This is a genomic window from Microbacterium sediminicola (assembly GCF_039531125.1).
In the GTDB taxonomy this organism is placed as follows: Bacteria; Actinomycetota; Actinomycetes; order Actinomycetales; family Microbacteriaceae; genus Microbacterium; species Microbacterium sediminicola.
Genome location: NZ_BAAAPL010000002.1, coordinates 733,038 through 758,208 on the forward strand (window position 1 = coordinate 733,038; position 25,171 = coordinate 758,208).

Genomic DNA, 25,171 nt, shown 5'->3' on the forward strand with positions numbered 1-25,171 from the left:
CCGCACTCGATCCGAAGGCGTCGCCGCGCCGCTCCCACCCGTTCACCTCGCTCTGGAAGAATGCGGAGCCGATCGGGGAGGAACCATGACCGACGCATCGCCCTTGCGCCGGGGCCACGCCGCACCCCCTGCCCGCACACTGCTGGATGTGTTGCGCGCGACGACGGCGGCGAACCCGGATGCGTCTGCGCTCGAGGACGCCGACGGGGCTCTCAGCTACCGCGAGACCCTCGCGCACGCGATCGAGCTGGCGGCGCGTCTGCGCGAGGCGGGCGTGCGACGCGGCGACCGGGTCGGCATCCGCATGACCTCCGGCACGCGCGCGCTCTACCTCGGCATCCTCGGTATCCTCACCGCCGGCGCCGCCTACGTGCCGGTCGATGCCGACGACCCCGAAGAGCGTGCCGCGCTGGTGTTCGGCGAGGCGGGCGTGGTCGGAGTTCTGACCGACGCAGGCTTCCGGCGAGCGGACGGTACCGAGCCGGCGCCTGTGCTCAGCGAAGACACCCCGCATCCCAACACCGCGTCGCTGCCGATCATCGAGGCGCCCCGTCTCGACGACGACGCCTGGATCATCTTCACGTCCGGATCGACCGGGACGCCGAAAGGCGTTGCCGTGCAACACCGATCGGCCGCCGCGTTCGTGGATGCCGAGGCCCGACTGTTCTTGCAGGATGAGCCCCTCGGCCCCGGCGACCGCGTGCTCGCGGGGCTGTCGGTCGCGTTCGATGCCTCATGCGAGGAGATGTGGCTGGCCTGGAGGTCGGGGGCCTGCCTCGTGCCCGCTCCACGCGCTCTCGTTCGCACCGGGATGGATCTCGGCCCGTGGCTCGTCGCTCGAGGAATCACCGTGGTCTCCACCGTTCCGACCCTCGCCGCGCTGTGGCCGGCAGACACCGTCGAGAACGTGCGCCTCCTGATCTTCGGCGGCGAAGCCTGTCCGCCCGAGCTGGCCGCGCGTCTGGCCCAGCCTGGGCGCGAAGTCTGGAACACCTACGGCCCGACCGAGGCGACCGTGGTCGCGTGTGCAGCGCTCATGGACGGCACCCCGCCGATCCGGATCGGCCTGCCGTTGGACGGCTGGGACCTGGCGGTCGTGGATGCCGACGGCCACGAGGTCGGTGAGGGTGAGGTCGGTGAGCTCGTGATCGGTGGCGTCGGACTCGCGCGCTACCTCGATGCTGAGAAGGATGCGCAGAAATACGCGCCCCACGCCGGTCTCGGCTGGGAGCGGGCCTATCGCAGCGGTGATCTTGTGCGTGCCGACTCGGAGGGACTCGTCTTTCAGGGGCGCGCGGACGATCAGGTCAAGGTCGGCGGTCGCCGCATCGAGCTGGGGGAGATCGAGGCCGCACTGCAGGGGCTGGATGCCGTCTCCGCGGCGGCGGTCGCCGTACGCGAGACCGATGCCGGGGTCGCAGTCCTCGTCGGGTATCTGACGGTCACGGATGACTTCGATCGCGCGATGGCGCTGGTGCGCCTGCGTGAAGAGCTCCCCGCCGCCCTGGTGCCGATGCTCGCGATCATGGACGAGCTGCCCGTGCGGGTCTCGGGCAAAGTCGACAAGGCCGCCCTGCCGTGGCCGTTGCCGCTCGACGGCACCGGAGTCGCGGCATCCGCGCTCGACCCGTCCGTGCGCGAACTCGCCGAACTGTGGACTCGGGTGCTCGGTACCCCGATCGACGACGAAGACGCCAACTTCTTCGACCTCGGGGGCGGCTCGCTCACCGCCGCGCAGCTGGTCAGCGGCATCCGCGAGCGTGTCCCCGAATTCACCGTTGCCGACGTCTACGAGCACCCGCGGCTGGGGGCGATGGCGGAGTTCGTCGCCGAGCGGGGGTGGGATCAGCGCGCCGACGAGACCCCGCGCGAGTTCCACCGTGCCGTCCCCACCCCGCGCCGGATGCAGATCTGGCAGAGCATCCTCGGAGTGCCGCTGGCGATCCTCGGAGGTGCCCGGTGGATCGCTGCGATCCTCGCGGTCGGATGGCTCGCGCACCTGGTCCCCGGCTTCGATGTCCTCCCGACCGCGCCGCTGTGGTTCGTGGTCATCGCGCTCGTGCTGTTCGCCACGCCCTTCGGGCGGATGGCGATCGCGGTGATCATCGCCCGGGCGCTGCTGACCGGTGTGGAGGCCGGGGACCATCCGCGCGGCGGTGGGGTGCACCTGCGACTCTGGCTTGCTGAGCAGGCAGCCCACCAGGTCGGCGCCGCGAGCCTCGCGGGGGCACCCTGGATCGGTCTCTACGCGCGGGCCCTGGGTGCGCGCATCGCCCGCGGCGTCGAACTGCACACGCTGCCTCCCATCACCGGCATGCTCACCATCGGCAAGGGCGCTGCCATCGAGCCCGAGGTCGACCTGTCGGGGTGGTGGATCGACGGTGACATCCTGCGCCTGGGCGGGGTGCGCATCGGTGCCGGCGCCACGGTCGGTGCCCGCAGCACCCTCGCCCCGGGAGCGCGGGTCGGGAAGGGCGCGGAGATCGCCCCCGGCTCTTCTGTCTTCGGCCGCGTGCCCGCCGGGCAGCTCTGGGCGGGTTCGCCCGCCGTGCGGGTCGGCCGGGCGCGCGGCTGGTGGCCGCAGACACGCCCGGAGTCCAGCCGTGGGTGGGTTTGGGCGTTCGCCGCGTCCTCGATCGGACTCTCGCTCCTGCCCGTGCTCGGTGTCGGCATCGGCGTGCTCATCGTGTTGAGCGCGATCCGGGGCGCGCCCACGCTCGGCACGGCGTTCGGCATCGCGATGCTGACTCTGCTACCTGCGACGATCGTGGCGGGCGTGGCCATCGCGGGGCTCGTGGTGGGTGCGGTCAGACTTCTCGCGATCGGGATGACGCCCGGCACCTACGCCGTGCGCAGCCGTGTCGGCTGGCAGGCGTGGAGCACGGAACGCGTTCTGGACCTGTCGCGCACCCTGCTCTTCCCGCTGTACTCGAGCCTGTTCACCCCGGTCTGGCTGCGGATGCTGGGTGCCACGGTCGGACGCAACGTCGAGGCATCCACGGTGTTATTGCTGCCGAAGATGACCACCATTCGCGACGGAGCCTTCCTCGCGGATGACACGCTCGTGGCCGGGTACGAGCTCGGTGGTGGCTGGATGCGCTTGGCCGAGGTCGAGATCGGGCGACGCGCCTTCCTCGGCAATTCCGGCATGGCCGTGGCCGGCCACGGCGTGCCCCGCGATGCATTGGTGGCGGTGCTCTCGGCGGCTCCACGCAAGTCGAAGCCGGGCTCATCGTGGTTGGGTTCACCCGCGATGCGGCTGCAGCGCACGGTCGACGAGGCAGAGCTCGAGCGCACCTATCAGCCCAGAGCCGGCCTGAAGGTCGCCCGGGCGCTGTGGGAGCTGTGCCGGTTCGTTCCGGTGCTGGTCGGCGCCGCCCTCGGCGTCGGCGTCGTCGCAGCTCTGTCGGGCCTGCTCGTCGCGGTCGGCCCGGGATGGACCTGGGTGCTCTCCGGGCCGGTGCTGGTGATCGCCGGTGCCCTCGCCGCCGGCGTGAGCACCGCGGCGAAGTGGGCGCTCGTGGGGCGCATCCGTGTCGGAGAGCACCCGCTGTGGTCGTCTTTCGTGTGGCGGACCGAGGTGTCGGACACGTTCGTCGAGATGGTCGCCGCTCCCTGGTTCGCCAATTCCGCCGCCGGCACCCCCGCCCTGGCCCTCTGGCTGCGCAGCCTCGGGGCGAAGATCGGACACGGCGTGTGGATCGAGACGTACTGGCTGCCGGAGGCCGACCTCGCCCGGCTCGATGACGGCGCCACGGTCAATCGCGGATGTGTGGTTCAGACGCATCTGTTCCATGATCGGATCATGCGTCTCGACCAGGTCCACCTCGCTGCCGGAGCAACGCTCGGCCCCCACAGCGTCGTCCTCCCGGCGGCATCCATCGGCGCCCACTCCACTGTGGGACCGGCATCCCTCGTCATGCGCGGAGAGACGGTGCCCGAGGGGACGCGGTGGAGTGGCAATCCGATCGGCCCGTGGCGCGCGGTGAAGACGCGGCGCTATCAGGCACGCGCGGGGGCGGGTCACTGATGCCCGACTCGTATTTCCCCGACAGCGGAGACGAGTCCTACGGGGTCACCCGCTACACGCTCGACATCGCCTACCGGGTGGCGACGAATCGGCTCGATGGCGTCGCGAAGATCGATGCGGTCGCCCACGCGCCGCTGAAGAAGATCCGTCTCGATCTGGCAGGTCTGCAGGTCTCCCGGGTGCGGGTCGACGGGGCCAAGCCCGCCAAGTACACGCACCGTGGCGCCGTCCTCACCATCACGCCGACCAGCCCGATCTCAGACGGGGCTGAGTTTCGAGTGCGGGTCGAGTACTCCGGAAAGCCCGGACCGCGGCGAAGCCCCTTCGGGCCGGTCGGGTGGGAGGAACTCGGCGACGGCATCGCTGTCGCAGCACAGCCCACGGGGGCGCCGACGTGGTATCCGTGCAACGACCGCCCCTCCGACAAGGCACGCTACGACATCACCGTCACCACGGATGCCGACTACGAGGTGATCGCCACCGGTCGACGTGTCGAGCAGAAGAAGGTCGGCTCCCAGCAACGCTGGCGATTCGTCGAGCAGCATCCGACCCCCACCTACCTCACCGCACTGCACATCGGGCGCTACGCGTCGACACGCGTCTCGCTCGCCGGGGTGCCGGGGACGATCTTCCATCCCGCGCAGGAGGGACGTGCGGTGCGCAGGGCGTTCGGGGGGATGGGCGCGATGATGGCCCTGTTCGCCGAAAGCTTCGGTGCGTACCCGTTCGGGTCGTACACGGTGGTGGTGACACCCGACCACCTCGAGATCCCGCTCGAGGCGCAGGGGATGGCGACCTTCGGCGTCAATCACACCGATCCGGCGTGGGAGCGGCTCATCGCCCACGAGCTTGCCCACCAGTGGTTCGGCAACAGCGTAGGTGTGGCGGACTGGAAGGACATTTGGCTCAACGAGGGGTTCGCGTGCTACGCCGAGTGGCTGTGGGCCGATCATCGCGGGCGTCAACCCGTCGACGAATCCGTCCGCGACCACTACAGCGCGCTAAAGGAGGTCTCGCACCCGCTCGCTGACCCCGGACGTGCCCAGATGTTCGATGACTGGGTGTACAAGCGCGGCGCCATCACGCTGCACGCGCTCCGGGCCACGATCGGTGATCGGGACTTCTTCGCGCTGCTGCACGCCTGGACGCACGAATACCGGGAGAGCACCGCGACGACGGCTGATTTCATTGCACTCGCCGAAGAGGTCTCGGGGTGCTCGCTCGCGACGCTCTTCGACGCGTGGCTTACGGAGCTGACGCTGCCGCCGCTGCCCCGCCTTCCGCGCACGTGACGATCACATCGTCCGGTACTCCGGCGATGCACGGGGAGGTCAGGGCGTAGTCCACGCCCTCCAGCTCGGCGGCGGTGCCCTCAACCCGGACCCGTCCAGGGTCGACGCGCAGGCCCCGCCCGTCGGCTTTGAGGACCGCCTCGATCTGTGTCCATCGCTCGATCGCGACATCCTGTCCGGTGCCGAGGAGCCGAGCGATGTCCCGCGTGCGCGTCGCGGGCTGGCTGCGTGGCTCGGCGTCGATGCCGACCGGCCGTTCGTCGCTGACGACGGCAATCGCCAACCCTGCGGCGTGGGTGAGGCTCGCCCACAGGGGACGGGAGGCCCCGGTGACCAGCGGTGCGCCGTGCGCCCGTCCGCAGTCGGTGCAGGGCGCGCTACGGACGACGATGGGTGCACCGTGATCGAGGGTGACCCTGTGCGCAAGGTCGACGAGCAGATGCCGTGATGCGGCGTCCCCACGGCCGGCCGCGGCCGCCGTACCGAACTCGATTCCCACGGACCCTCCGCTCGCGTGCCCCTTCGAGAGGCTAGCGCGGGACTGATCCGGCTACGAGAACGTCGCGTCCAGCGCGGCGCGCAGGTCGGCGATGAGATCGTCGGTGTCTTCGAGTCCGACGGACAGGCGCAGGTGGCCGAGCCGCCGGAACGGTTCCGGATAGGTCGCCACCCGGGGGCCGTCCGTTCCCGTATGGACGATGAGCGAGTCGTCGTGGCCGAGGGAGAACCCCGAGGTGATCAGGCGCAGGTTCGCGACGAACCGGTTCTGCGTGTCGGGGTCGCCGTCGACGGCGAGCGCCATCATCGCGCCGAAGCCCCTCCCGGCGAACTGCGTCGCGGCGAGCTCGTGCTGCGGATGCGACGGCAGGCCCGGGTAGAAGAGATAGGCGACCCGCGGGTCGCCCTCGAGCGCAGCGGCGACGGCGTGTGCGGAGGTCAGATGCTGGCGAAGGCGCAACGGCAGGGTCACCGAGCCGCGGACGATCTGCCACGCATTGAACGGCGAGATCACGCCGCCGACATCCACCATGGCGTCTGCTTTGATCGGCCCGATCAGCTCGGAGCGGCCGATCACCGCACCGCCCATCGCGTCGCCGTGTCCGTTGATGTACTTCGTCAGAGAGTGGACCACGAGGTCGGCACCGTCGGAGAGGGGGCGGTAGAACGGGGGTGGTGTGAACGTCGAGTCGACCATCAGCAGCGCGTCCGCCTCGTGTGCGAGCGCGGCCAGCGCCGCGATGTCGGCGACCTTGGTGGTGGGATTGGCGATGGGTTCCACGCAGAGTAGGCGCGTCTCAGGCCTCAGGGCGGCACGGACGGCATCCAGATTCGACATGTCGACGAATGTGGCCGCGAGCCCGTAGCGCGCGGGCAACAGCTCCGACCACAGGCGCCACGTCGCCTCGTAGGTGACATCGCTCACGAGGACGTGATCGCCACGCCGTACGTGGGTGAAGAAGACAGCGTGGAGGGCGGCGACACCGCTGGCCAGGGTCACGGCCTCCTCACCGTCCTCGAGTGCCGCGAGCTTCTCCTCGAGGGCGACCTGGTTCACGCCGGAGTTGCGCGTGTACAGTCCGGGCGCCGTCGCCGACCAGCTGATGTCGCTGGGGTCTTCCGGCAGCTCGAACGAGTTCGCCATGACCAGCGGGGTGCGCAGCGCCCGAGTGCTGTCCATGGTCTTGCCCGCGTGAACGGCGGCGCTCAGGTCGCCGAGGGTGCCGGCATCCATGCGATCGGGACGGTCGGTCATGGCTCAGCGCGCGATCGAGAGGACCATGTGGGCGCCGGTGGTCGGGTTCGCCGTCCACTTGTGAGGAATGTGCGAGGGATGTGTGAGGGCATCCCCGGCGGCCAGATCCCAGGCGCCCTCGCCGTCGACCTCGACGGTGAGCTGACCGCTCAGGACGGTGAGAGTGAGAATTCCCGGTGAGGAGAACCACTCCCCGAGGTCTTCACCCGGACTGACGTCGTACTCGACCACTTCGAGGTGCGGATGGGCGCTGAGAACCACTCCGGTGGCGGAGTTTGCGGAGTCCGCCACCGGAAGTCGTCGGCCTTCCCCGTGTCGGAGGTACGAAACCGTGCCGGTCGCGGGGTGCCGGGCAGCATCCTCGGCGGGCATGAGGGTCGTCGGGGCGACGCCCAGCGCACCGGCGATGCGGTACAGCGTGGACAGTGACGGAGCCGACTGCCCCCGCTCCACGAGGCTCAGGAACGGCTGGCTGACCCCGCTCGAGCGCGCGAGGGCGCGCATGGACATGCCAGCCGCCTCACGTGCCTCCCGCAGACGCGCGCCGAGGTCTTCCGACAGTGCCGCGTCCTTCTCCGGGGTCGGTGTGCTCACGTGGCCGAGGGTACGCGGAACGTGGCGCCCGGGTGCGAATCGGGAAGGCGAGAGCCGCCGCCGGTGAGCATTTCTCGCAGAGTGCCGCGACGCGGTTCCTCGGGGAGGATGCCGCGCTCGCGCAGCAGCGGCATCACCTCGTGCAGGAACGGCCGGTAGGCTTCGACACCGCCGGCGCCGTGGTCGAAGAGGAATCCGTCCACGTCGGTGCCCTCGACGATCTCGACGATCTCGTCGGCGACCTGCTCGGGGGTGCCGGTGACCTTGTATCCGCCCATCGTGTCGCGGAGGTGGTCCATCACCTCGCCGACGGTGAGGTTCGGGTCCTGGTACTGCTTGAGCAGCGACTGCCCGACCTCGGTTTTCACCTCGGCCAGCGAGATCGCCGGGTCGAACTGCAGCAGATCCACACCACTCCAGCCGAGGAACAGGGCTGCCATCGCCTCGCGAGTGGGGGTGGTGGTGAGGGCCCGGCGCTTCTCCTGGGCTTCCTCGGCGGTGTCGGCGACGATCACCGAGAGGTTGTTCACGATGTTCACGTCGCCGCCGTCGCGTCCTGCCAGGCGCGCGCGCTCGCGCAGGTCGGCGACGAGCGCGGCTCCCGCCTCGATCGTGCGCTCCTGGATGAAGATGCACTCCGCGATGCGCGCGGCGAAGTTGCGCCCACGGGGCGAGGCGCCGGCCTGGAACAGGGTGGGGGTGCGCTGCGGCGACGGGGGGATCGGGTAGTAGCCGTCGAGAGCGAAGTACTCGCCCTGATAGTGCACCTCGTGGAGGCGGTCTTGGTCGACCATGGTGCGCGTGGCCTTGTCCATCACCAGCGCGCCGTCCTCCCACGAGCCCTCCCAGAGCTTCATGGACAGATCGACGAACTCGTCGGCGCGGGCATAGCGCTCGTCGTGGGGGATGACACCGTTGCCACCGAGCAGCTTCATCGTCGCCTGTGCGTTGTCGGAGGTCACGATGTTCCAGCCGATGCGGCCGTTCGTGAGATGGTCGACCGTGGAGAAGCGGCGAGCGTTCGTGAAGGGGCGCTCGGCAGTGGTGGATGTCGTGACGACGTAGCCCAAGCGATCGGTCACCGCGGCAAGGCCCGTGACGATCGAGAGCGGCTCCATGACGGGGAACTGCACGCCCTCGCGGATCGCGGTGGGGCTGGCCACGCCGTTGTCGTCCATCGGGTATCCCAGCGCCTCGGCGAAGAAGAGGAAGTCGAATCCGCCGTCTTCGAGCTCGCGGGCGAGCTGTTGCCAGCTGGCGAGGTCGGTGAAGCGCTCAGGATGAGCGTCGGGGTGACTCCAGGCGTTCGTCAGGAACGTGGGGGCCATGATCTCGAAAGCTCCGAGGACGATCTGCTTCGGCACGGGGTCTCCTCCGGGTGAGTGATTAGTAGAAGTTATCACCCACCTGTTTCGTTCGCGTGAACGTTGGAGTCAGACATCCTCGTCTGTCGGTTGCGGGAGGAGGCACGCGTCGCCCTCGCACGCCATCGCGGCGCCGCCGATCAGCGTGAGCGCCGGTGTCGTGCCGGTCGGTTCAGGTGTGCTCATGCCGGGACCTTTTCGCCGGCGACCTGCTCCAGCACCTGGACGAAGGTCTCGCTCGGCTGGGCGCCTGAGACCCCGTATTTGTCCTCGAAGACGTAGAAGGGCACACCTTGGATGCCGTACGCGGCCGCCTGCGCGACATCCGCTTTGACGGCGGCGGTGTATTCGCCCGACTCGAGTGCGCGGGTCACCTCTGCGCGATCGAAGCCGAGCCCCGAGGCGAGGTCGGCGAGGTCGGCGACCCGGCCGACGTGCTCTCCGTCGACGAAGTAGGCCTTGAGTAGCGCTTCCTTCATTTCGGCCTGGCGGCCCTTCGCCTTCGCAAAGTGCAGCAGCTCGTGCGCCTTGATGGTGTTGGTCTGGTGGATGTGGTCGTAATCGTAGGACAGGCCCTCATCGGCGGCGATGTCGGTGATATTCGCGAGCATCTCGGCTACCTGCGCGGGCGAGATGCCCTTGCGCTCGGCGAGGTACTGCACCGGGGTTCCCTCGTAGTCGACCGGGGTGTCGGGTGCGAGCTCGAAGGAGTGGTACTCGATCTCGACCGGGATGCCGGAGGCGGCGACGGCCTTCTCGAAGCGGCGCTTGCCGATGTAGCACCACGGGCACTGCACATCGGACCAGACATCGACCTTGACGGGGGCGGCATGGGACGGGGTGGGGGAAGTCTCAGTCACTCCCGTTCCAACCCCCTCGCGGGAACCGGTATTCCACCGGCGCCGAGGACGCTCAGGTCGACGACCCGGTTTTCCACCCGCGGGCGACGGCGGCGGCATCCTTGGTGAGACCGGCGCCGAGCATCATGCCGATCGCAATCGCCGCGAGCGAGACGAACGTCTGCACCAGCGTGTCGGCCGCTCCCGACGCACCCGCTGTCGCTTCGCCGACGCCGATGAAACCCATTGCGCCGGGAACGAGCAGCCAATACGCACACGTGAGCATCACGGCGCGGGGTGGCGCGGAGCGCAGGCGACCTGCCAGTTGCACGGCGGGGATGACGAGCAGCGCCCCGACCAGTCCCGAGAGCTCTGCGCCGAGGAGCAGATTGCCGAGCAGCTGTGCGGCGTAGGCGACGACCAGCGCGTAGGCGATCCACAGGAGTGACCGGCGGGGCGCGACCGCGTAGAGGTAGTAGCCGATGCTCACGAATGCGATTCCCAGCCATGGCGCCCACGCCCCCAGGTGGGCTGGGTTCGCGGCGGTCGTTCCCGAGCTGTCGGCGACGGTGAGTCCGGCGAAGACCCCGAAGGCAAGAAGGCCCAGTCGAGCGATCCCGTAGACCATGCGGCTGGCGCCGGCGATGACTTCTCCGGCGGTCAGCTCGACGGCGGCGATCGTCAGGGTGAGGCCCGGCAGGAAGGAGACCAGAGCCGGGGCGACCAGACGCAGCACATCGTCGGGAACGAGTGGGGTGGCAAGCAGCGAGACCGCCACCGTGACGGCGAAGGCTGTGGCCACCGGAAGGATGAGAGCCAGGGTGGGGAAGCGCGTGCCGATGCGCGCGATGATTCCGACCGCGATCCCCAGAATGACGTACACCGGGATCGCCTCGAGCGTGGGATTGAGGACGAGGCCGAATCCAACCGTCAGGAGGGCATAGCCGAGCACCCGTACAGCCGCCCCGAAACGCGGCGGGGTCGTACCCCCTTCCGTGACCTGCGCCAGGACCTCGGCGGGCGAGGGGCGCTCCTCGTACGCGCGGCGGACGATCTGCTCGAGCGCTCCCGCCTGATCAAGTCGGAGCGGATCGCGCGAGACGGCGAACGTCGACATGTGCGAGGGCACTGTGCTCGTGTCCTCGATCATCACGAGAGTGGGCAGGACGATCACCCGCAGGTCGGTTCGGCCATATCTGCCCGCCAGGTCGAGCAGCGTATCGCGCACATCACTCGTGGCCTGCGACGCGGCGAGGAGCGCGGCACCGACCTCTCCGAGCATCTCTGGCAGCCCCTCGGCAGTGGGAGGTACCACCGGTTGGGCGGGGCGGCGGAAGGCGCTCAACGCACCGCGGATGCGGTCGAGGAGTCGAGGTGTGCGCGCCATCCGGTTCTTCTCCTCGCTGTGTGCCGCTGCTCTCTTGAACGCTAGCGCGCGGTGGGCGCTGGTCTTGCTCACCGTGGGCCCGCGAGTGTTGCCCGTGGGCAAAACGAAACCCCCGCGATGTAGAAGCTACGCGAGGGTTCCTGGGGTGACTGTAACGATCACCCTTGTGGCTCCGACCGGCATCGATCCGGTGACCTTTCGATTTTCAGTCGAACGCTCTACCAACTGAGCTACAGAGCCGCGTGGCATCCGAGAATGCCACGCCCGAAAACGAAAAGCCCTCCGAGAAGGGCTTGTCGCTCGGAGCGACCCTGACGGGACTTGAACCCGCGACCTCCGCCGTGACAGGGCGGCACGCTAACCAACTGCGCTACAGGGCCATGTGTGTGTTTCCACATGAGTATTTAGTTGTGTGGTGACCCCAACGGGATTCGAACCCGTGCTACCGCCGTGAAAGGGCGGCGTCCTAGGCCACTAAACGATGGGGCCGGATGTCGAAACTCCAGTGTCCAGAGGACTCCGGCGCTCACGCTTACCGACGCTCAAGCATACGCAATCCCTGGCGGATACGCCAATCGACGCTGGACCCCGGGAGCGCCCACCGTCAGTCGACACGAATTGCCTCGCGGATCCACTCAGCTCTCGCTACCTTCGGACCATGCCGACCCCCAGCCCGGAGCGTTTTCGCGCGTCACCGTCATGGGTGTGGGGGCGGGTCGCGCGGCGGATGCGATTGTTGCGGCATCCGCGTGTCGTGGTTTCGAATGCTGCACCCGAGTGGGTCGTCGAGAACAACGTTGCGGTCCCCACGCGAGACGGCGCGAATCTGCGGGTGAACGTCTATCGCCCCACCGGGACCGAGCCGGTACCGGTGATCCTCTCTGCCCACCCGTATGGGAAGGACGCCATCCCGGCGAACACGCGCAGCGGGCGGGGGATCAACCGCCAGTACCGCATCATGCCGCAGCCCGAGACGGTGCATTGTTCGGCCTGGACCGGATGGGAGGCTCCCGACCCCGCGTTCTGGGTGCCGCGGGGGTACGCCGTCATCAACGCCGATGCCCGTGGCGCCGGAGCCTCCGACGGCACGGGGGAGCTGTTCAGCGCCCAGGAGGCCGACGACTACGAGGACCTGATCTCGTGGGCGGGAACGCAGCCATGGTCGACAGGCAAAGTCGGCCTGGAGGGGGTCTCCTACCTCGCGCTCTCGCAGTATGGCGTCGCCTCCCGCAATCCGGAGCACCTGGCGGCGATCTGCCCGTGGGAAGGCTTCACCGACCTGTACCGCGACTTCGTGTGGCCTGGCGGGGTGCGGGAGAACGGCTTCTCGGTGATGTGGGCGGTGCTCACCTCGCGCGCGGCACGGCTCACACCGCCCCTTCGTCGCGCGCTCGCCGCTCACCCGACGCGTGATGCGTGGTACCGCGAGCGCACGCCCGAGATCGAGAAGATCGCGGTGCCGATGTTGGTGTGCGGCAGCTTCTCGGATCACAACCTGCACTCGCGCGGGTCGTTCGAGGCTTTCCGCCGGGTAGGTGAGGCGGCGGCCGATCCCGCACCGAAGTGGCTGTACACGCACCGCGGGGGCAAGTGGTCCACCTACTACGGGCAGGAGGCCGCGCAGGTGCGTGCACGGTTCTTCGATCACACCCTGCGCGGCCTCGACAACGGATGGGACGCGCTGCCGTCGGTACGGCTGGCCGTGCACGAGACGGGGGCCGCGCCGGCCGCCGTGAGCGGTGAGGCCTCCTGGCCGCCGGCGGGGCTCACCGTGCGCGAGCTGTGCTTGGATGTCGCGAGCGGCACCCTGTCGGAAGGATCCGTCCTCACCCCCGCCGCGTCGCGACTCAGGTTGCGCGGGCCCGGACTGGAGTGGCGCTGGAGGCTCGCGGAGGACACCGACATCATCGGGCCCGCTGCCCTGCGACTGTTCCTCAGTGTGGAGGGGTGCCCGGACCTCAGTCTTTTCGTGGGCCTGCGCAAGATCAGCGCCGGACAGGTCGTTCCTTTCGAGGGCTCGTTCGGGTTCGATCGAGCGTGGATGTCCTACGGGTGGCAGCGTGCGGGCTACCGCGCGCCGGACCCCAACCTGGCGACGCCGCTGCTCCCGGTCCACCGCTTCGACGACCTCACGCGACTGAGCCCCGGGGATGTCGTTCCCGTCGACATCGAGTTGCGCGAGCACGCGACCCGGATGCGTGCCGGCGACGAGCTGCGCCTCGTGGTGCGCGGGAAGTGGCACCACAGCCGCAACCCCTTCACGGGCCAGTTCCCGGCGGGCTACCGCGCGCAGCGCCGCGGCGCTGCCGTCATCCACACCGGTCCCGACAACCCTGCGCTGTTGCGCGTGCTCACGCGGCCCACACCCGGCGAGGATGCCGCAGCGGGGGACCCTTGGCTCGGTTGAGGAACCGACACCCCGCACGTACATCAACCTTCATCCCGAGGTTCGGGGTTAGCCTGGTGCAGTCCGTGTGTGAAGGAGGTGCCGGTGGACTCTCATTCGAACCCCGAAGAGTGTGACTGTGCACCCTCCGAGCGGGAGAAGAAGCTGATCGAGCGAGAGCGCCGGCTGGTCCTTCCCGAGATCTCGCGCCGCCGCGCACTCGGTTTCGGTGCCCTCGGCGGGCTGTTGCTGGCGGGCGGAGCGACGACGTTCGCCGTTGCTCCGGCGTTCGCAGAGAGCTACCCGAGTTGGGAAGACGTCGAGGCGGCGAAGGCCAGCGAGGCGGCGAAAGCCGCCGAAGTCACCAAGATCGAGGGCCTCATCAACACCCTCACCGCCGAGGTCGCGGCCGCACAGGCAGAGGCTCAGCGCACCTCCGACGAGTTCTACGAGGCGCAGCAGGCCTTCTTCGATGCCGCCAAGCGGGCAGACGACCTGCAGGCCCAAGCCGATGAGCAGGCGGCGCTTGCCCTGGAGTCTGCGCAGAAGGCGGGGCGTATCGCCGCCCAGCTCTACCGCGACGGCGGAGACGACACCGCTTTGGAACTGTTCTTCTCAGGTTCCGCGGCCACAGCCGACGATCTGCTCGCGCGCCTGGGCACGATGGACAAGCTGCTCGAGCGCAACCAGACCGTGTACGCGGAGGCGGTCACCGCCCGCGACACCGCCCAGAGCCTCAGCGATCAGGCAGAGGCCGCGCGCGCCGAGCGGGACCGACTGCAGCAAGAGGCCGAGGCCAAGATGGTCGCGGCGCAGGAAGCGGCCGTCGCCGCGCAGACGGCGCTCGACAACCAGAACGCACACCTCGACGATCTCGAAGCCCAGCTCGCTGCGCTCAAGGACGACACTGCGGCAACCGTCGCCGGCTACGAGGCGGGTGTCGAAGCGCGACGCAAGGCGGCAGAGGCGGCGGCAGCCGCGGCGGCGGCGGCGGCAGCGAAGGCCGCTGAGGAAGCAGCCAACAACGGCGGCGGCGTCGTCAGCAGCTCCGGATGGTGCCGACCCTCGGGCGGATGGCGCTCGGCCGGCTACGGGCCGCGCACGGTCATCTGCTCGGGCGGGTACTGCACCAACCCCTTCCACTACGGCGTCGACCTCGCCAGTGGGTGGCGCACTCCGATCTATGCTGCGCAGACCGGCCAGGTCACCTACGCCGGCTGGAACGGCAGCTACGGCAACTACATCCGCATCGACCATGGTGGCGGTATCGGCACGGGCTACGCCCACATCGACAACGGCGCTCTGTACGTCGGCTACGGGTCATGGGTGGGGGCCGGTCAGGTGATCGCCGGGGTCGGAACGACCGGCGCCAGCACCGGCTACCACCTGCACTTCGAGGTCTACCAGAACGGGTACCCGATCAACCCGATCGACTACCTCGCCGCGCGCGGCGTCTCCGTCTGACCTGTCACTGCCGAAACGATGAAGCCGCGGCATCCTTTCGGGATACCGCGGCTTCTCTGCGTCTGATCAGCGGGTGCTGGGGGACGCGCCCTCGCCCTGCGTGGCGGTCTGGCCCTCGTGCTCCTCGAAGCGCGTGAAAGCTTCGGCGACCAGGCGCTCGGCCTCGGCGGCGTTGGCCCACTCGTCGACCTTGACCCACTTGTTCGGCTCGAGGTCCTTGTAGTGCTCGAAGAAGTGCGCGATCTCCTTCTTCGTGTACTCGGCGATGTCCTCGACATCCTGGATGTGCGCCCAACGGGGGTCCTTGGCCAAAACGGCCACCACCTTGTCGTCGCCGCCGGCTTCATCGCTCATCTTGAGCACGCCGACCGGGCGTACCGAAGCGACGATCCCGGGGTAGAGGTCGCGATCGAGCAGCACGAGCACGTCGAGCGGGTCGCCGTCTTCGCCGAGGGTGTTCTCGAAGAAGCCGTAGTTCGCGGGGTAACCGAACACGGTGTAGAGGATGCGGTCGAGGAAGACCCGGCCGGTGCCGTGGTCGACCTCGTACTTCACGCGGCTGCCGCGCGGAATCTCGATGACGGCGTCGTACGCGCCCATGCTGTGTGCTCCTTGATCGGTGAGAATGCCGCGCACCAGCCTAGTCGCCCCAGTATCGGCGCATCCCCCTGCCGTACTCAGGCTAGGTGCGCGCCGGTGCGGACAGAACCCGTGGCTTTCTGGGCGTGGCGGGTGCTCCGCGTCGCTGCCAGCCTGAGTACGGCGGCGGTGCGGGGACGGAGCGGACGTGGCCGGGTAGCGTATGGGCGTGGATGTCAGACCCGGCCTGGATCCGGCCGTCGCCGAGGTGCGGCGAGCTGTGCGTGAGGGTCTGCGGACCGTCGCCGACGGCACGACGGTCGTGCTCGGGGTCTCGGGTGGAGCGGACTCCCTCGCCCTTGCCGCCGCCGCAGCGTTCGAAGCGCCCAAGCGCGGGATCCGCGCGGTGGCGGTGATCGTCGACCACGGGCTGCAGGAGGGGTCCGCGGATGTCGGGGCCGTCGCCTGCGCCCAGGTCGAGGCGCTGGGGCTCGAGGCCGAGGTCGTGCGGGTGGAGGTCGCCGCGGACGGTGGCCCGGAGGCCGCCGCGCGCGAGGCCCGCTATACCGCCCTGGCCGCGGCCGCCCACGAGCACGGTGCCGTCGTGATCCTCACCGCCCATACCCTCGACGATCAGGCAGAAACCGTGCTGCTGGGCCTCGCGCGTGGTTCGGGCAGCGGCAGTCTGCAGGGCATCGCTCCCGAGAGCACGCGCGGAGACGGCTCCCGGATGCTGCGCCCCCTGCTCGACGTTCGTCGACGCACCACGCGCGCCGCGTGCGCCGCGCAAGATCTCACCCCGTGGGACGACCCGCACAACACCGACCCCCGGTTCACGCGCGTCCGCGTGCGCGCATCGGTGTTGCCCACGCTCGAGCGCGAGCTCGGCCCCGGCGTCGCGGAGGCCCTCGCGCGCACCGCGGCCCAGGTGCGCGAGGATGCCGAGGCCTTCGCCGAAATGATCGACGAGACGATCGAGGACATCGTCGAGCCTGCCGAGGCCGGCATCGCGGTGTCGGTTCCGGCGCTCGCCGCCAACCCACCGGCGTTGCGCCACCGGATCATCCGGCACGTCGTGGCCGCCGAGTTCGGCGAGAGCCTCACCCGCACCCAGACCCTCGAGGTCGCGCGCCTGGTCACCGACTGGCACGGCCAGGGTCCGATCGACCTGCCATCGTGTCGCGCCGCTCGCACCGCGGGCCTCATCGTCTTCACCGCGCGCTGACAGCCGACCTCGCGGACACGCGATCGCGCCGCCTACAGTGGAACCCATGCGTGCCGCCGATGTTGAAGCAGATCTCACCCGCGTCCTGGTGACCGAGGAGGAGATCCGCGCCAAGCTCGACGAGATTGCGACACAGGTCGCCGTCGACTACGCGGGCAAGGATCTGCTGCTGGTCGGCGTCCTCAAGGGCGCCGTGATGGTGATGGCCGACTTCGCCCGTGCGCTCCCCATCCACTCGACGATGGACTGGATGGCCGTCTCCTCCTACGGTGCGGGCACCAAATCCAGCGGCGTCGTCCAGATCCGCAAAGACCTGGACGTCGATCTGCACGGCAAGCACGTGCTCATCGTGGAGGACATCATCGACTCGGGCCTCACCCTCAGCTGGTTGCTGTCGAACTTCGCCTCGCGCGGTGCCGAGTCGATCGAGATCTTCGCCCTGTTCCGCAAGCCTGAGGCGGCGCGCGTCGTGATCGACTGCAAGTACGTCGGCTTCGACATCCCGAACGAGTTCGTCGTCGGCTATGGCCTGGACTACGCCGAGAAGTACCGCAACTTGCGGGACGTGGCGATCCTCGCCCCGCACGTCTACAGCTGATCGCCGGGCGGCCCTCGGTACGCCGTGGGCGAATGCACAGAAGTCGCATAGCCGGGCCGGGGTAGCCTGAGACGACCATGGATGTGAAGAAGCTCACCCGTAACCCCCTGCTCTACATCGCGCTTGTCGCGGTGCTGCTGATCATCGGGTTCACGCTCGTATCGAGCCTGGGTGGGGCCAAGCAGATCACCACCGAAGAGGGTCTGAACCTGCTGGCCGGCAACACCGTCACTCAGGTGACGAACACCGATGGCGAACAGCGCGTCGACATGACGCTGTCGACCGCCTACGACGGCTCGACTGACGTGCAGTTCTACTACGTGGCGGCGCGCGCTGGCGAGGTCGTGGATGCCATCAACGCGGCCAACCCCGCGGATGGCTACAACGACGTCGTGCCCCGCGCGACGTGGTTCGACGGCTTCCTTTCCCTCTTCCTTCCGATCCTGCTGCTGGGTCTGCTCTTCTGGTTCCTGCTCTCCTCCGCCCAAGGCGGCGGCAGCAAGGTCATGCAGTTCGGCCGCTCGCGCGCCAAACTCGTCACCAAGGAGACCCCGACCGTCACCTTCGAAGACGTCGCAGGCTCGGATGAGGCGATCGAAGAGCTGCAGGAGATCAAGGACTTCCTGAAAGACCCGGCCAAGTTCCAGGCCGTCGGTGCCCGCATCCCGAAGGGCGTGCTGCTCTACGGTCCTCCCGGAACCGGTAAGACGCTGCTCGCGCGCGCCGTCGCCGGCGAGGCGGGCGTCCCCTTCTACTCGATCTCGGGTTCGGACTTCGTCGAGATGTTCGTCGGCGTCGGCGCGAGCCGGGTGCGTGACCTGTTCAACCAGGCCAAGGAGAGCGCCCCGGCGATCATCTTCATCGATGAGATCGACGCGGTCGGTCGTCACCGCGGCGCCGGTATGGGCGGCGGCCACGACGAGCGCGAGCAGACACTGAACCAGATGCTCGTCGAGATGGACGGGTTCGACCCCAAGGCGAACGTCATCGTCATCGCGGCGACCAACCGCCCCGACATCCTGGACCCGGCCCTGCTTCGTCCGGGTCGCTTCGACCGTCAGATCGGCGTTGACGCACCCGACCTGCAGGGACGCAAGCGGATCCTCGAGGTGCACGGCCGTGGCAAGCCGCTGGCGGACGGTGTCGACCTCGAGGTCGTCGCCCGCAAGACCCCCGGTTTCACCGGTGCCGATCTCGCCAACGTGCTGAACGAGGCGGCGTTGCTGACCGCACGCTCCAACGCGCAGCTGATCGACAACCGCGCCCTCGATGAGGCCATCGACCGGGTCATGGCCGGACCCCAGCGCCGTACCCGCGTGATGAAGGACAAGGAGAAGCTCATCACCGCCTACCACGAGGGCGGCCATGCCCTCGCCGCTGCGGCGATGAACTACACCGACCCCGTCACCAAGGTGACGATCCTGCCGCGCGGCCGCGCCCTCGGCTACACGATGGTGCTCCCGCTGGATGACAAGTACTCGGTCACCCGCAACGAGCTGCAGGATCAGCTCACCTACGCGATGGGTGGTCGTGTCGCCGAGGAGATCGTGTTCCACGACCCGACCACCGGCGCCTCGAACGACATCGAGAAGGCCACCAACATCGCTCGAAAGATGGTCACCGAGTACGGCATGACCACCGATGTCGGCCCCGTCAAGCTCGGTCAGGGCTCGGGCGAGGTCTTCATGGGGCGCGACATGGGTCACGGCCGCGACTACAGCGAGCGCGTCGCCGACCGCGTCGACAACGAAGTGCGCTCGCTCATCGAGCAGGCGCACAACGAGGCCTACGAGGTCATCAACAACAACCGCGACATCCTCGACACGCTCGCCCGAACGCTTCTGGAAGAGGAAACCCTCGACCACCTCCAGCTCGAAGAGATCTTTAGGGACGTCAAGAAGCTGCCCGAGCGCCCGCAGTGGCTCTCGAGCGAGCAGCGACCCGTGTCACCGCTTCCCCCCGTCGATGTGCCTCGTCGTCCCGCTCCCGCAGGTGTCGCCGCGGCCACCGAGGACACGTCCGCCGCGGCAACGGCTCCGACGCGGCAGCCCGGCTCTCAGGCACGGCCCGCGACCGCGTAGGCTCGGCGCGTGGCCGTTGATCGAACACGCGTAGCAGAGCTGGTGCGCGAACTGTTGGTGGCGATCGGGGAGGACCCCGATCGTCCCGGTGTCAAGCTCACCCCGCAGCGGGTCGCGGATGCCTATGCGGAGTTCTTCGACGGCATCGATCAGGACCCCGGGGCCCCTCTCGCCCACACCATCTCGGTGACGCGCGGTCCGGCACCCGACACGCTTCCCTCCGGTGCGGTCATGCTGCGAGACATCCACTTCCGCTCGATCTGCGAGCACCACCTGCTCCCGTTCCGAGGCTTCGCGCACGTCGCATATCTCCCGAACGAGAAGGTCGTGGGACTCGGGGCGCTCCCCAAGGTGATCGACATCCTCGCGGCTCGCCCACAGGTGCAGGAACGTCTGACCGAGCAGATCGCCGACGCGATCGCCGAGGCCCTTGACCCGCGCGGGGTGCTGGTGGTCATGGATGCCTCGCACGAGTGCGTCACCGCCCGCGGAGGTCGTCAGCCCAGCGCCTCGACTCTCACCGTCGCCGCCCGCGGCGAGCTCGCCGAGCCCACCGCGCGCGCGGAGCTCGTCGCACTGATCGGGGCCGGTGGGCAATGAACACCCTCATCATGGGGATCGTCAATGTGACCCCCGACTCTTTCAGCGACGGTGGACGCTACCTCGATCCCGACGCCGCCATCGCGCAGGGCAGGCAGCTGCGGACGGACGGGGCCGACATCCTCGACATCGGCGGCGAGTCCACCCGTCCGGGAGCCGAGCGCGTCTCTGCCAGCACCGAACGCGACCGGGTGGTGCCCGTCATCCGGGCGCTCGCCCATGAGGGAGCGCGGATCAGCATCGACACGCTGAACGCCTCGACGGCGCTGGCCGCCGTCGAATCGGGGGCATCGATCGTCAACGACGTGTCAGGTGGGCTGGCCGATCCCGCCATGCTCACCGCGGTCGCGCAGACCGAGGCGACGATCATCCTCGGCCACTGGCGCGGGCCCTCGTCCGACATGTACGCGCGCGCCGAATACACGGATGTCGGGGCCGAGGTCGTCGACGAGCTCGCCGCGCGCGTGAGTGCGGCCGCCGCTGCGGGCATCCCGCGGGAGCGGATCGTCGTGGATCCCGGCATCGGGTTCGGCAAGGTCCCCGCGCAGAACTGGGCGGTCCTGGCCTCCCTGCCCGTGCTCGTGCAGCAGGGTGTCCCGGTGCTGCTCGGCACCAGCCGAAAGAAGTTCCTCGCCGCTGCCCTCGAAGGCGCGGGCGAGGTGACCGAGTCCCGTCGGGACCTCGCCACCGCCGTCACCAGCGCGCTCGCCGCGCAGGCCGGCGTGTGGGGGGTGCGCGTGCACGATGTCGCGACCACCCGGGACGCGCTGCGCGTCGCCGAACTCTGGAAGAAGGGCGGGCAGGATGCCGCTGAGTGATGAGATCCGCCTCACCGGACTGCGGGTGTACGGGTACCACGGCGCGATGGAGCACGAGCGTCTGACCGGCCAGGAGTTCGTGATCGACCTGGCGATGTCGACCAACACCCGTCGCGCCGGCCGCACGGACGCGCTCGAGGACACCATCCACTACGGCGAGGTGGCCGACTCGGTCGCCGTCGTCGTCGCCGGCGAGCCGGTCAACCTCATCGAGGCGCTCGCGCACCGCATCGCCGACGTCGTGCTCGCTTTCGATGGCGTGCGCGCCGTCAGCGTGACCGTCCACAAGCCGCACGCCCCGATCGCCCAGAGCTTCAAGGACGTGTCCGTCACGGTCCACCGCAGCGCCCGATGAGTAGACGACTGGCCGACGGCTTCCCTGACGCCGGTGCGCGCGTGCGCGCCGACGACATCGCTGCAGTGGTGGCACTGGGTGCCAACCTGGGCGACCGTGCCGAGACGATGGCGGCTGCGGTCGCCGACCTGCGCCGACTGCCGCTGGTGTCCGAGGTGCGGATGTCGACCCCGATCGACTCGGTCGCGGTGAAGCCCAGCGGGCCCGACCCGGCTGCTCCCGCCTACCTCAACGCCGTCGCGATCGTCCACACGCGTCTGGCGCCGAGCGTGCTCCTTTCGTTCTTGCACGACATCGAGGAGCGCCACGGCAGGGTCCGCCGAGAGCGGTGGGGGGACCGCACCCTCGATCTGGACCTCATCTCGTACGCAGATGTCACAAGCGATGCACCCGAGCTGACCCTGCCGCACCCCCGGGCGGCCGAGCGGGACTTCGTCCTTGCGCCGTGGCTCGAGGTGGATCCCGCGGCCGTATTGCCCGGGCGAGGTGCCGTCGCGGACTTGCTGGCCGAAATCCGGGCGGCATCGTGAAACGCACGAGCGCCGGCATCTTGCTGACGATCGCGTTGCTGGCGGCGATCATCGGATTCTTCACCGATCAGCTCTTGGTCGTGACGGGGTATCCGTCCTTCACACCGCTGATCACGCTCCCCGTGCTGTTGGTGGCCCTCGGTGCCATCGTCATCGTCCTCGCCATCCCGATCCGCCGCGCCGCCCGGGGCGTGCACGGCGCGCGCGTCAATCCGTTCCGTGCCGTGCAGATCGCGATGCTGGCCAAGGCCTCGAGCATGCTCGGCGCGGGGGCGACCGGCTTCTCGCTGGGACTGGTTGTCTTCTTGCTGACCCGCCCGGTCATCCCCTCACTAGGCTCGATGGCAACGCAGGTGACCACCCTTGTCGCAGGTCTCATCCTGGTGGCGGCGGGCCTTGTCGCCGAGTACCTCTGCACCATCCGGAAGGACGATGATGACACTCCCCCCGGAGACGCCGATTCCGGACTCGGCGCCCGAGGACACTGAGCGCACCGACCCGACGTTCAGCCGCGTTCTCGAGCCGCGTTCACCCAACCGCCTCCCGCTCGGAGACGACACGTGGCATCAGCTGGCACGCCAGTATGTCTGGGTGCAGCTGATCTCGTCCGGCGTCCTGATCGTGCTGGTTGCGGTCGCGGCGGTCGTGCTCGCCGTCTTCGCCGGGTTCGCGCTGTCGTGGATTCCTGCCGGCATCGTCATCGTGCTGATCGGGATCACCATGGCGATCACTCCGCGCCAGGCGCGCGCCTACGGCTACCAGCTGCGTGAGGACGACCTCGTCTTCCGCAAGGGCATCCTGTGGCAGCGGGTCGTCGCCGTCCCCTACGGCCGCATGCAGCTGGTCGACATCACCCACGGACCGCTGGATCGCGGATTCGGCATCGCCCAGCTCAAGCTCGTCACCGCCGCCGCGGCGACCGGGGTGGTCATCCCCGGCCTCCCACAGGCCGCGGCCGAGACGCTGCGCGACACGCTCATCGCCGTCGCCGAATCCCGCCGGACCGGGCTGTGACCGACGACACGTCCTCGAGCGCCGCGGCATCCCCGCCACGGGCGGTGGCGTCGCTGAGTGACGGGGAGTGGCACCGCCTGCACCCGCTCACCCCGCTCCTGCGCGGAGGGCTGGTGCTCGTCATCGTGGGCGGCATCCTGATCGCCAACCTGCGGGAACGACTCGTCGAGGTCCTCGTCCCGTGGCTCTCGCCGGACTGGTCGGGCCCTGCCCCTGAAGATCCGATCGACTATGTGCTCTCCCACAATCTGGTCGCCATCGCCCTCCTGGTGGTGATCGGCGTGCTGGCCCTACTTGTGGTGGTGTTCTCCCTCAGCTGGCGCTTCCACACCTTCCGCATCACGGGGGAGGACGTCGAGGTGCGCAGCGGCGTCGTGTTCCGCACGCACCGGCGCGCGCCGCTGGACCGCGTGCAGGGGGTGAACCTCACCCGCCCGTTCATCGCGCGGCTGGTCGGCCTTGCCAAACTCGAGGTGGTCGGTGCGGGCAACGACGGCAACGTCAAGCTCGAGTACCTCGCCACCGCCCGCGCCGAAGAGGTACGTGCGGACATTCTGCGCCTGGCCTCGGGCAGGCGTCTTGCGCAGAAGCAGGCCGCCGCGCCGGAGACCCGCACCGCCGCGGTGAGTGCCGGCATCACGGGACTCATCGCCGGGCCCGAGGCTCCGGTGGATGAGCCGGAGTCGGTCGTCCACATCCCGGTCGGTCGGCTCGTGGCATCCAACGCGCTCAGCGGCACGACGATCGTGCTGCTCGTGGCGATCGCCGCGATCATCACGGGCGCGGTCACGACGACCGGCTGGCTGCTGTTCGTCATCTTGCCGACCATCATCGGTTTCGGCGCGTTCTGGGTGCGCACCGTCACCCGGTCGCTTCGCTACTCCATCGCCCCGACGCCCAGTGGCGTGCGCATCACCTACGGGCTGCTCACGACCGTCACCGAGATCATCCCGCCCGGTCGCATCCACGCGGTCGAGGTGCGCCAGCCGCTGATGTGGCGCCCGTTCGGGTGGTGGTCGATCCGCATCAACCGGATGTCGGGTCGCAGCTCCTCCGACGGCTCGAACGATCAGTTCGGCACCGTCCTGCCCGTGGGGGACCGCGCGGACGTCGCGCGGGTCCTCGGCCTGGTGTTGCCGGGCATCGCCGACGCCGAGGGGGAGCTCATCTTCGACCAGGGGGCGCTGGGGCCGACATCCGATGACCCCTACACGAACACCCCGCGCCGCGCGCGGCTGCTGCGACCGCTGTCGTGGCAGCGCAACGGGTACGTGCTGGGTGAGGGCGCGCTGCTGCTGCGCCGCGGGCGCATCTGGCGGTCGCTGGCGATCCTGCCCCTTGCGCGTCTGCAGAGCATCGGCATCTCGCAGGGGCCGCTGGCCCGCTCGCTGCGACTGGCGAACATCCGCGCGCACACCGTCGTCGGTCGTGTGTCCGGGTCGCTCCGGGCTCTGGACCGGGATGGCGCGCTGGATCTCTTCGCGAAGACCGAGGCGGCTGCATTGGTGGCCGCGGCATCCGACCACAGTCACCGCTGGGCGGGCGACGCATGAGTGATCGCCTGAAGGTCGGGATCATCGGCGCGGGCCGGGTGGGGCCGGTTCTCGGCGCCGCTCTCGCCGGTGCCGGCCACGAGGTCGTCGGCATCACACGTGGCTCCGACGACGACAGACTCGAGGCGATCCTGCCGGGCGTCGAGGTGTGCGAGGCGACCGACGTCGTCGCACGCAGCCAGCTCATCGTCATCGCCGTGCCGCACGACCAGCTCGAGGGGCTCGTTTCGGGACTGGCCGAAGTCGGGGCGTGGATGCCGGGGCAGCTCGTCCTGCACACCGATCCCGCGTTCGGCGTGGAGGTGCTCACGCCGGCGTTGATGAAGGGCGCGATCCCCCTCGCCATCCACCCGGCGATCACCTTCACGGGCGCCTCCATCGACCTGCGGGCGCTCGCCGGAGCCTTCGCGGCGGTGACCGCACCCGTCCCGGTCATGCCCATCGCGCAGGCGCTCGCGGTCGAGATCGGGTGTGAGCCTGTCATCGTGGCAGAGGCCGAGCGCCCGCGCTACGCCGAGGCGATCTCGACCGCCACCGAGTTCTCGCGCTCGATCATCGAGCAGTCCACCGAGCTGCTGCGTGCCGCCGGTGTCGCCGAGCCGGGGCGCTACCTCGAGGCGCTCGTGCACACGACCGTCGACCAGGCGCTCGCCGCGGGTGGAGAGACGCCGCCGGCCGGGTGAGGCCCGGCGGGCTCGCAGGCGCCCGC

General features: G+C 69.3%; 22 protein-coding genes and 3 tRNA genes. 15 read left to right on the forward strand and 10 right to left on the reverse strand.

Going from position 1 to position 25,171, the window contains the following annotated elements; genetic code table 11:
• The first annotated feature begins 85 nt into the window (after positions 1 to 85).
• Together ABD206_RS12025 and ABD206_RS12030 are read left to right on the forward strand one after the other, a co-directional pair.
• On the forward strand, positions 86 to 4,030 hold the full coding sequence (locus tag ABD206_RS12025) for a Pls/PosA family non-ribosomal peptide synthetase (protein WP_344072876.1): 3,945 nt from the start codon (positions 86 to 88) through the stop codon (positions 4,028 to 4,030).
• Entirely contained in the window at positions 4,030 to 5,322 is a 1,293-nt protein-coding gene (locus ABD206_RS12030) for a M1 family metallopeptidase (protein ID WP_344072878.1), read from the forward strand. Before ABD206_RS12025 ends, ABD206_RS12030 begins: the two co-directional genes overlap by 1 nt.
• Here ABD206_RS12030 and ABD206_RS12035 read toward each other — a convergent pair.
• The 9 genes from ABD206_RS12035 to ABD206_RS12075 form a co-directional block, all read right to left on the reverse strand.
• Positions 5,276 to 5,821 (reverse strand): 4'-phosphopantetheinyl transferase family protein, encoded by a 546-nt coding sequence (locus ABD206_RS12035; RefSeq protein WP_344072880.1) that lies wholly within the window; start codon positions 5,819 to 5,821, stop codon positions 5,276 to 5,278. The two genes, ABD206_RS12030 and ABD206_RS12035, sit on opposite strands and share 47 nt — an antisense overlap.
• Before the next feature lie 51 nt (positions 5,822 to 5,872).
• Complete coding sequence (locus tag ABD206_RS12040; RefSeq protein WP_344072882.1) at positions 5,873 to 7,075, reverse strand: trans-sulfuration enzyme family protein; 1,203 nt, start codon at positions 7,073 to 7,075, stop codon at positions 5,873 to 5,875.
• A 3-nt stretch (positions 7,076 to 7,078) separates the two neighbouring features.
• A complete protein-coding gene (locus ABD206_RS12045; protein WP_344072884.1) occupies positions 7,079 to 7,669 on the reverse strand; it encodes a helix-turn-helix domain-containing protein in 591 nt (196 codons plus the stop codon).
• The gene (locus ABD206_RS12050) at positions 7,666 to 9,033 is read right to left on the reverse strand and encodes an NtaA/DmoA family FMN-dependent monooxygenase (RefSeq protein WP_344072886.1); all 1,368 of its coding nucleotides are present in this window, start codon (positions 9,031 to 9,033) and stop codon (positions 7,666 to 7,668) included. The genes ABD206_RS12045 and ABD206_RS12050 overlap by 4 nt, the downstream gene beginning before the upstream one ends.
• Positions 9,034 to 9,215: 182 nt before the next feature.
• The gene (locus ABD206_RS12055) at positions 9,216 to 9,893 is read right to left on the reverse strand and encodes a DsbA family oxidoreductase (RefSeq protein WP_344072888.1); all 678 of its coding nucleotides are present in this window, start codon (positions 9,891 to 9,893) and stop codon (positions 9,216 to 9,218) included.
• A 52-nt stretch (positions 9,894 to 9,945) separates the two neighbouring features.
• Complete coding sequence (locus ABD206_RS12060; protein WP_344072890.1) at positions 9,946 to 11,259, reverse strand: threonine/serine exporter family protein; 1,314 nt, start codon at positions 11,257 to 11,259, stop codon at positions 9,946 to 9,948.
• Positions 11,260 to 11,426: 167 nt separating this feature from the next.
• Positions 11,427 to 11,499 (reverse strand) — tRNA-Phe (locus tag ABD206_RS12065).
• A gap of 66 nt (positions 11,500 to 11,565) precedes the next feature.
• Positions 11,566 to 11,639 (reverse strand) — tRNA-Asp (locus ABD206_RS12070).
• A 33-nt stretch (positions 11,640 to 11,672) separates the two neighbouring features.
• A tRNA-Glu gene (locus tag ABD206_RS12075) sits at positions 11,673 to 11,748 on the reverse strand.
• Between the two features lie 169 nt (positions 11,749 to 11,917).
• On the opposite strand from ABD206_RS12075, the gene ABD206_RS12080 reads away from it, so the two are divergent.
• Both ABD206_RS12080 and ABD206_RS12085 read left to right on the forward strand, forming a co-directional pair.
• Positions 11,918 to 13,666, forward strand: coding sequence for a CocE/NonD family hydrolase (locus ABD206_RS12080; protein WP_344072892.1), 1,749 nt, complete (start codon positions 11,918 to 11,920; stop codon positions 13,664 to 13,666).
• A gap of 78 nt (positions 13,667 to 13,744) precedes the next feature.
• Positions 13,745 to 15,109 carry a peptidoglycan DD-metalloendopeptidase family protein gene (locus ABD206_RS12085; RefSeq protein ID WP_425561203.1) on the forward strand — a complete coding sequence of 455 codons (1,365 nt, stop codon included), beginning with the start codon at positions 13,745 to 13,747 and terminating at the stop codon, positions 15,107 to 15,109.
• A 66-nt stretch (positions 15,110 to 15,175) separates the two neighbouring features.
• Here the strand turns inward: ABD206_RS12085 and ABD206_RS12090 are convergent, their stop codons facing one another.
• A complete protein-coding gene (locus tag ABD206_RS12090; protein ID WP_344072896.1) occupies positions 15,176 to 15,709 on the reverse strand; it encodes an inorganic diphosphatase in 534 nt (177 codons plus the stop codon).
• A gap of 208 nt (positions 15,710 to 15,917) precedes the next feature.
• Between ABD206_RS12090 and tilS the strand changes: the two genes are divergently transcribed.
• From tilS to ABD206_RS12145, 11 genes are all read left to right on the forward strand, one after another.
• Positions 15,918 to 16,913, forward strand: a complete 996-nt coding sequence (tilS, locus tag ABD206_RS12095) for a tRNA lysidine(34) synthetase TilS (protein ID WP_344072898.1) — start codon at positions 15,918 to 15,920, stop codon at positions 16,911 to 16,913.
• A gap of 46 nt (positions 16,914 to 16,959) precedes the next feature.
• The gene (hpt, locus tag ABD206_RS12100; RefSeq protein WP_344072900.1) at positions 16,960 to 17,511 is read left to right on the forward strand and encodes a hypoxanthine phosphoribosyltransferase; all 552 of its coding nucleotides are present in this window, start codon (positions 16,960 to 16,962) and stop codon (positions 17,509 to 17,511) included.
• Between the two features lie 77 nt (positions 17,512 to 17,588).
• Positions 17,589 to 19,592, forward strand: a complete 2,004-nt coding sequence (gene ftsH / locus ABD206_RS12105) for an ATP-dependent zinc metalloprotease FtsH (RefSeq protein WP_344072902.1) — start codon at positions 17,589 to 17,591, stop codon at positions 19,590 to 19,592.
• Positions 19,593 to 19,601: 9 nt separating this feature from the next.
• The gene (gene folE, locus ABD206_RS12110) at positions 19,602 to 20,192 is read left to right on the forward strand and encodes a GTP cyclohydrolase I (protein WP_344072904.1); all 591 of its coding nucleotides are present in this window, start codon (positions 19,602 to 19,604) and stop codon (positions 20,190 to 20,192) included.
• Positions 20,189 to 21,010, forward strand: a complete 822-nt coding sequence (gene folP, locus ABD206_RS12115) for a dihydropteroate synthase (RefSeq protein WP_344072906.1) — start codon at positions 20,189 to 20,191, stop codon at positions 21,008 to 21,010. The genes folE and folP overlap by 4 nt, the downstream gene beginning before the upstream one ends.
• The gene (gene folB, locus ABD206_RS12120) at positions 20,997 to 21,365 is read left to right on the forward strand and encodes a dihydroneopterin aldolase (protein ID WP_344072908.1); all 369 of its coding nucleotides are present in this window, start codon (positions 20,997 to 20,999) and stop codon (positions 21,363 to 21,365) included. Before folP ends, folB begins: the two co-directional genes overlap by 14 nt.
• Positions 21,362 to 21,895, forward strand: coding sequence for a 2-amino-4-hydroxy-6-hydroxymethyldihydropteridine diphosphokinase (gene folK, locus ABD206_RS12125; RefSeq protein WP_344072910.1), 534 nt, complete (start codon positions 21,362 to 21,364; stop codon positions 21,893 to 21,895). The genes folB and folK overlap by 4 nt, the downstream gene beginning before the upstream one ends.
• Positions 21,892 to 22,383, forward strand: coding sequence for a DUF3180 domain-containing protein (locus ABD206_RS12130; RefSeq protein WP_344072912.1), 492 nt, complete (start codon positions 21,892 to 21,894; stop codon positions 22,381 to 22,383). Before folK ends, ABD206_RS12130 begins: the two co-directional genes overlap by 4 nt.
• Positions 22,331 to 22,909 carry a PH domain-containing protein gene (locus tag ABD206_RS12135; protein WP_344072914.1) on the forward strand — a complete coding sequence of 193 codons (579 nt, stop codon included), beginning with the start codon at positions 22,331 to 22,333 and terminating at the stop codon, positions 22,907 to 22,909. The genes ABD206_RS12130 and ABD206_RS12135 overlap by 53 nt, the downstream gene beginning before the upstream one ends.
• On the forward strand, positions 22,906 to 24,462 hold the full coding sequence (locus ABD206_RS12140; RefSeq protein ID WP_344072916.1) for a PH domain-containing protein: 1,557 nt from the start codon (positions 22,906 to 22,908) through the stop codon (positions 24,460 to 24,462). The genes ABD206_RS12135 and ABD206_RS12140 overlap by 4 nt, the downstream gene beginning before the upstream one ends.
• Positions 24,459 to 25,145, forward strand: a complete 687-nt coding sequence (locus ABD206_RS12145; protein ID WP_344072918.1) for a Rossmann-like and DUF2520 domain-containing protein — start codon at positions 24,459 to 24,461, stop codon at positions 25,143 to 25,145. Before ABD206_RS12140 ends, ABD206_RS12145 begins: the two co-directional genes overlap by 4 nt.
• The last annotated feature ends 26 nt before the right edge of the window (positions 25,146 to 25,171 follow it).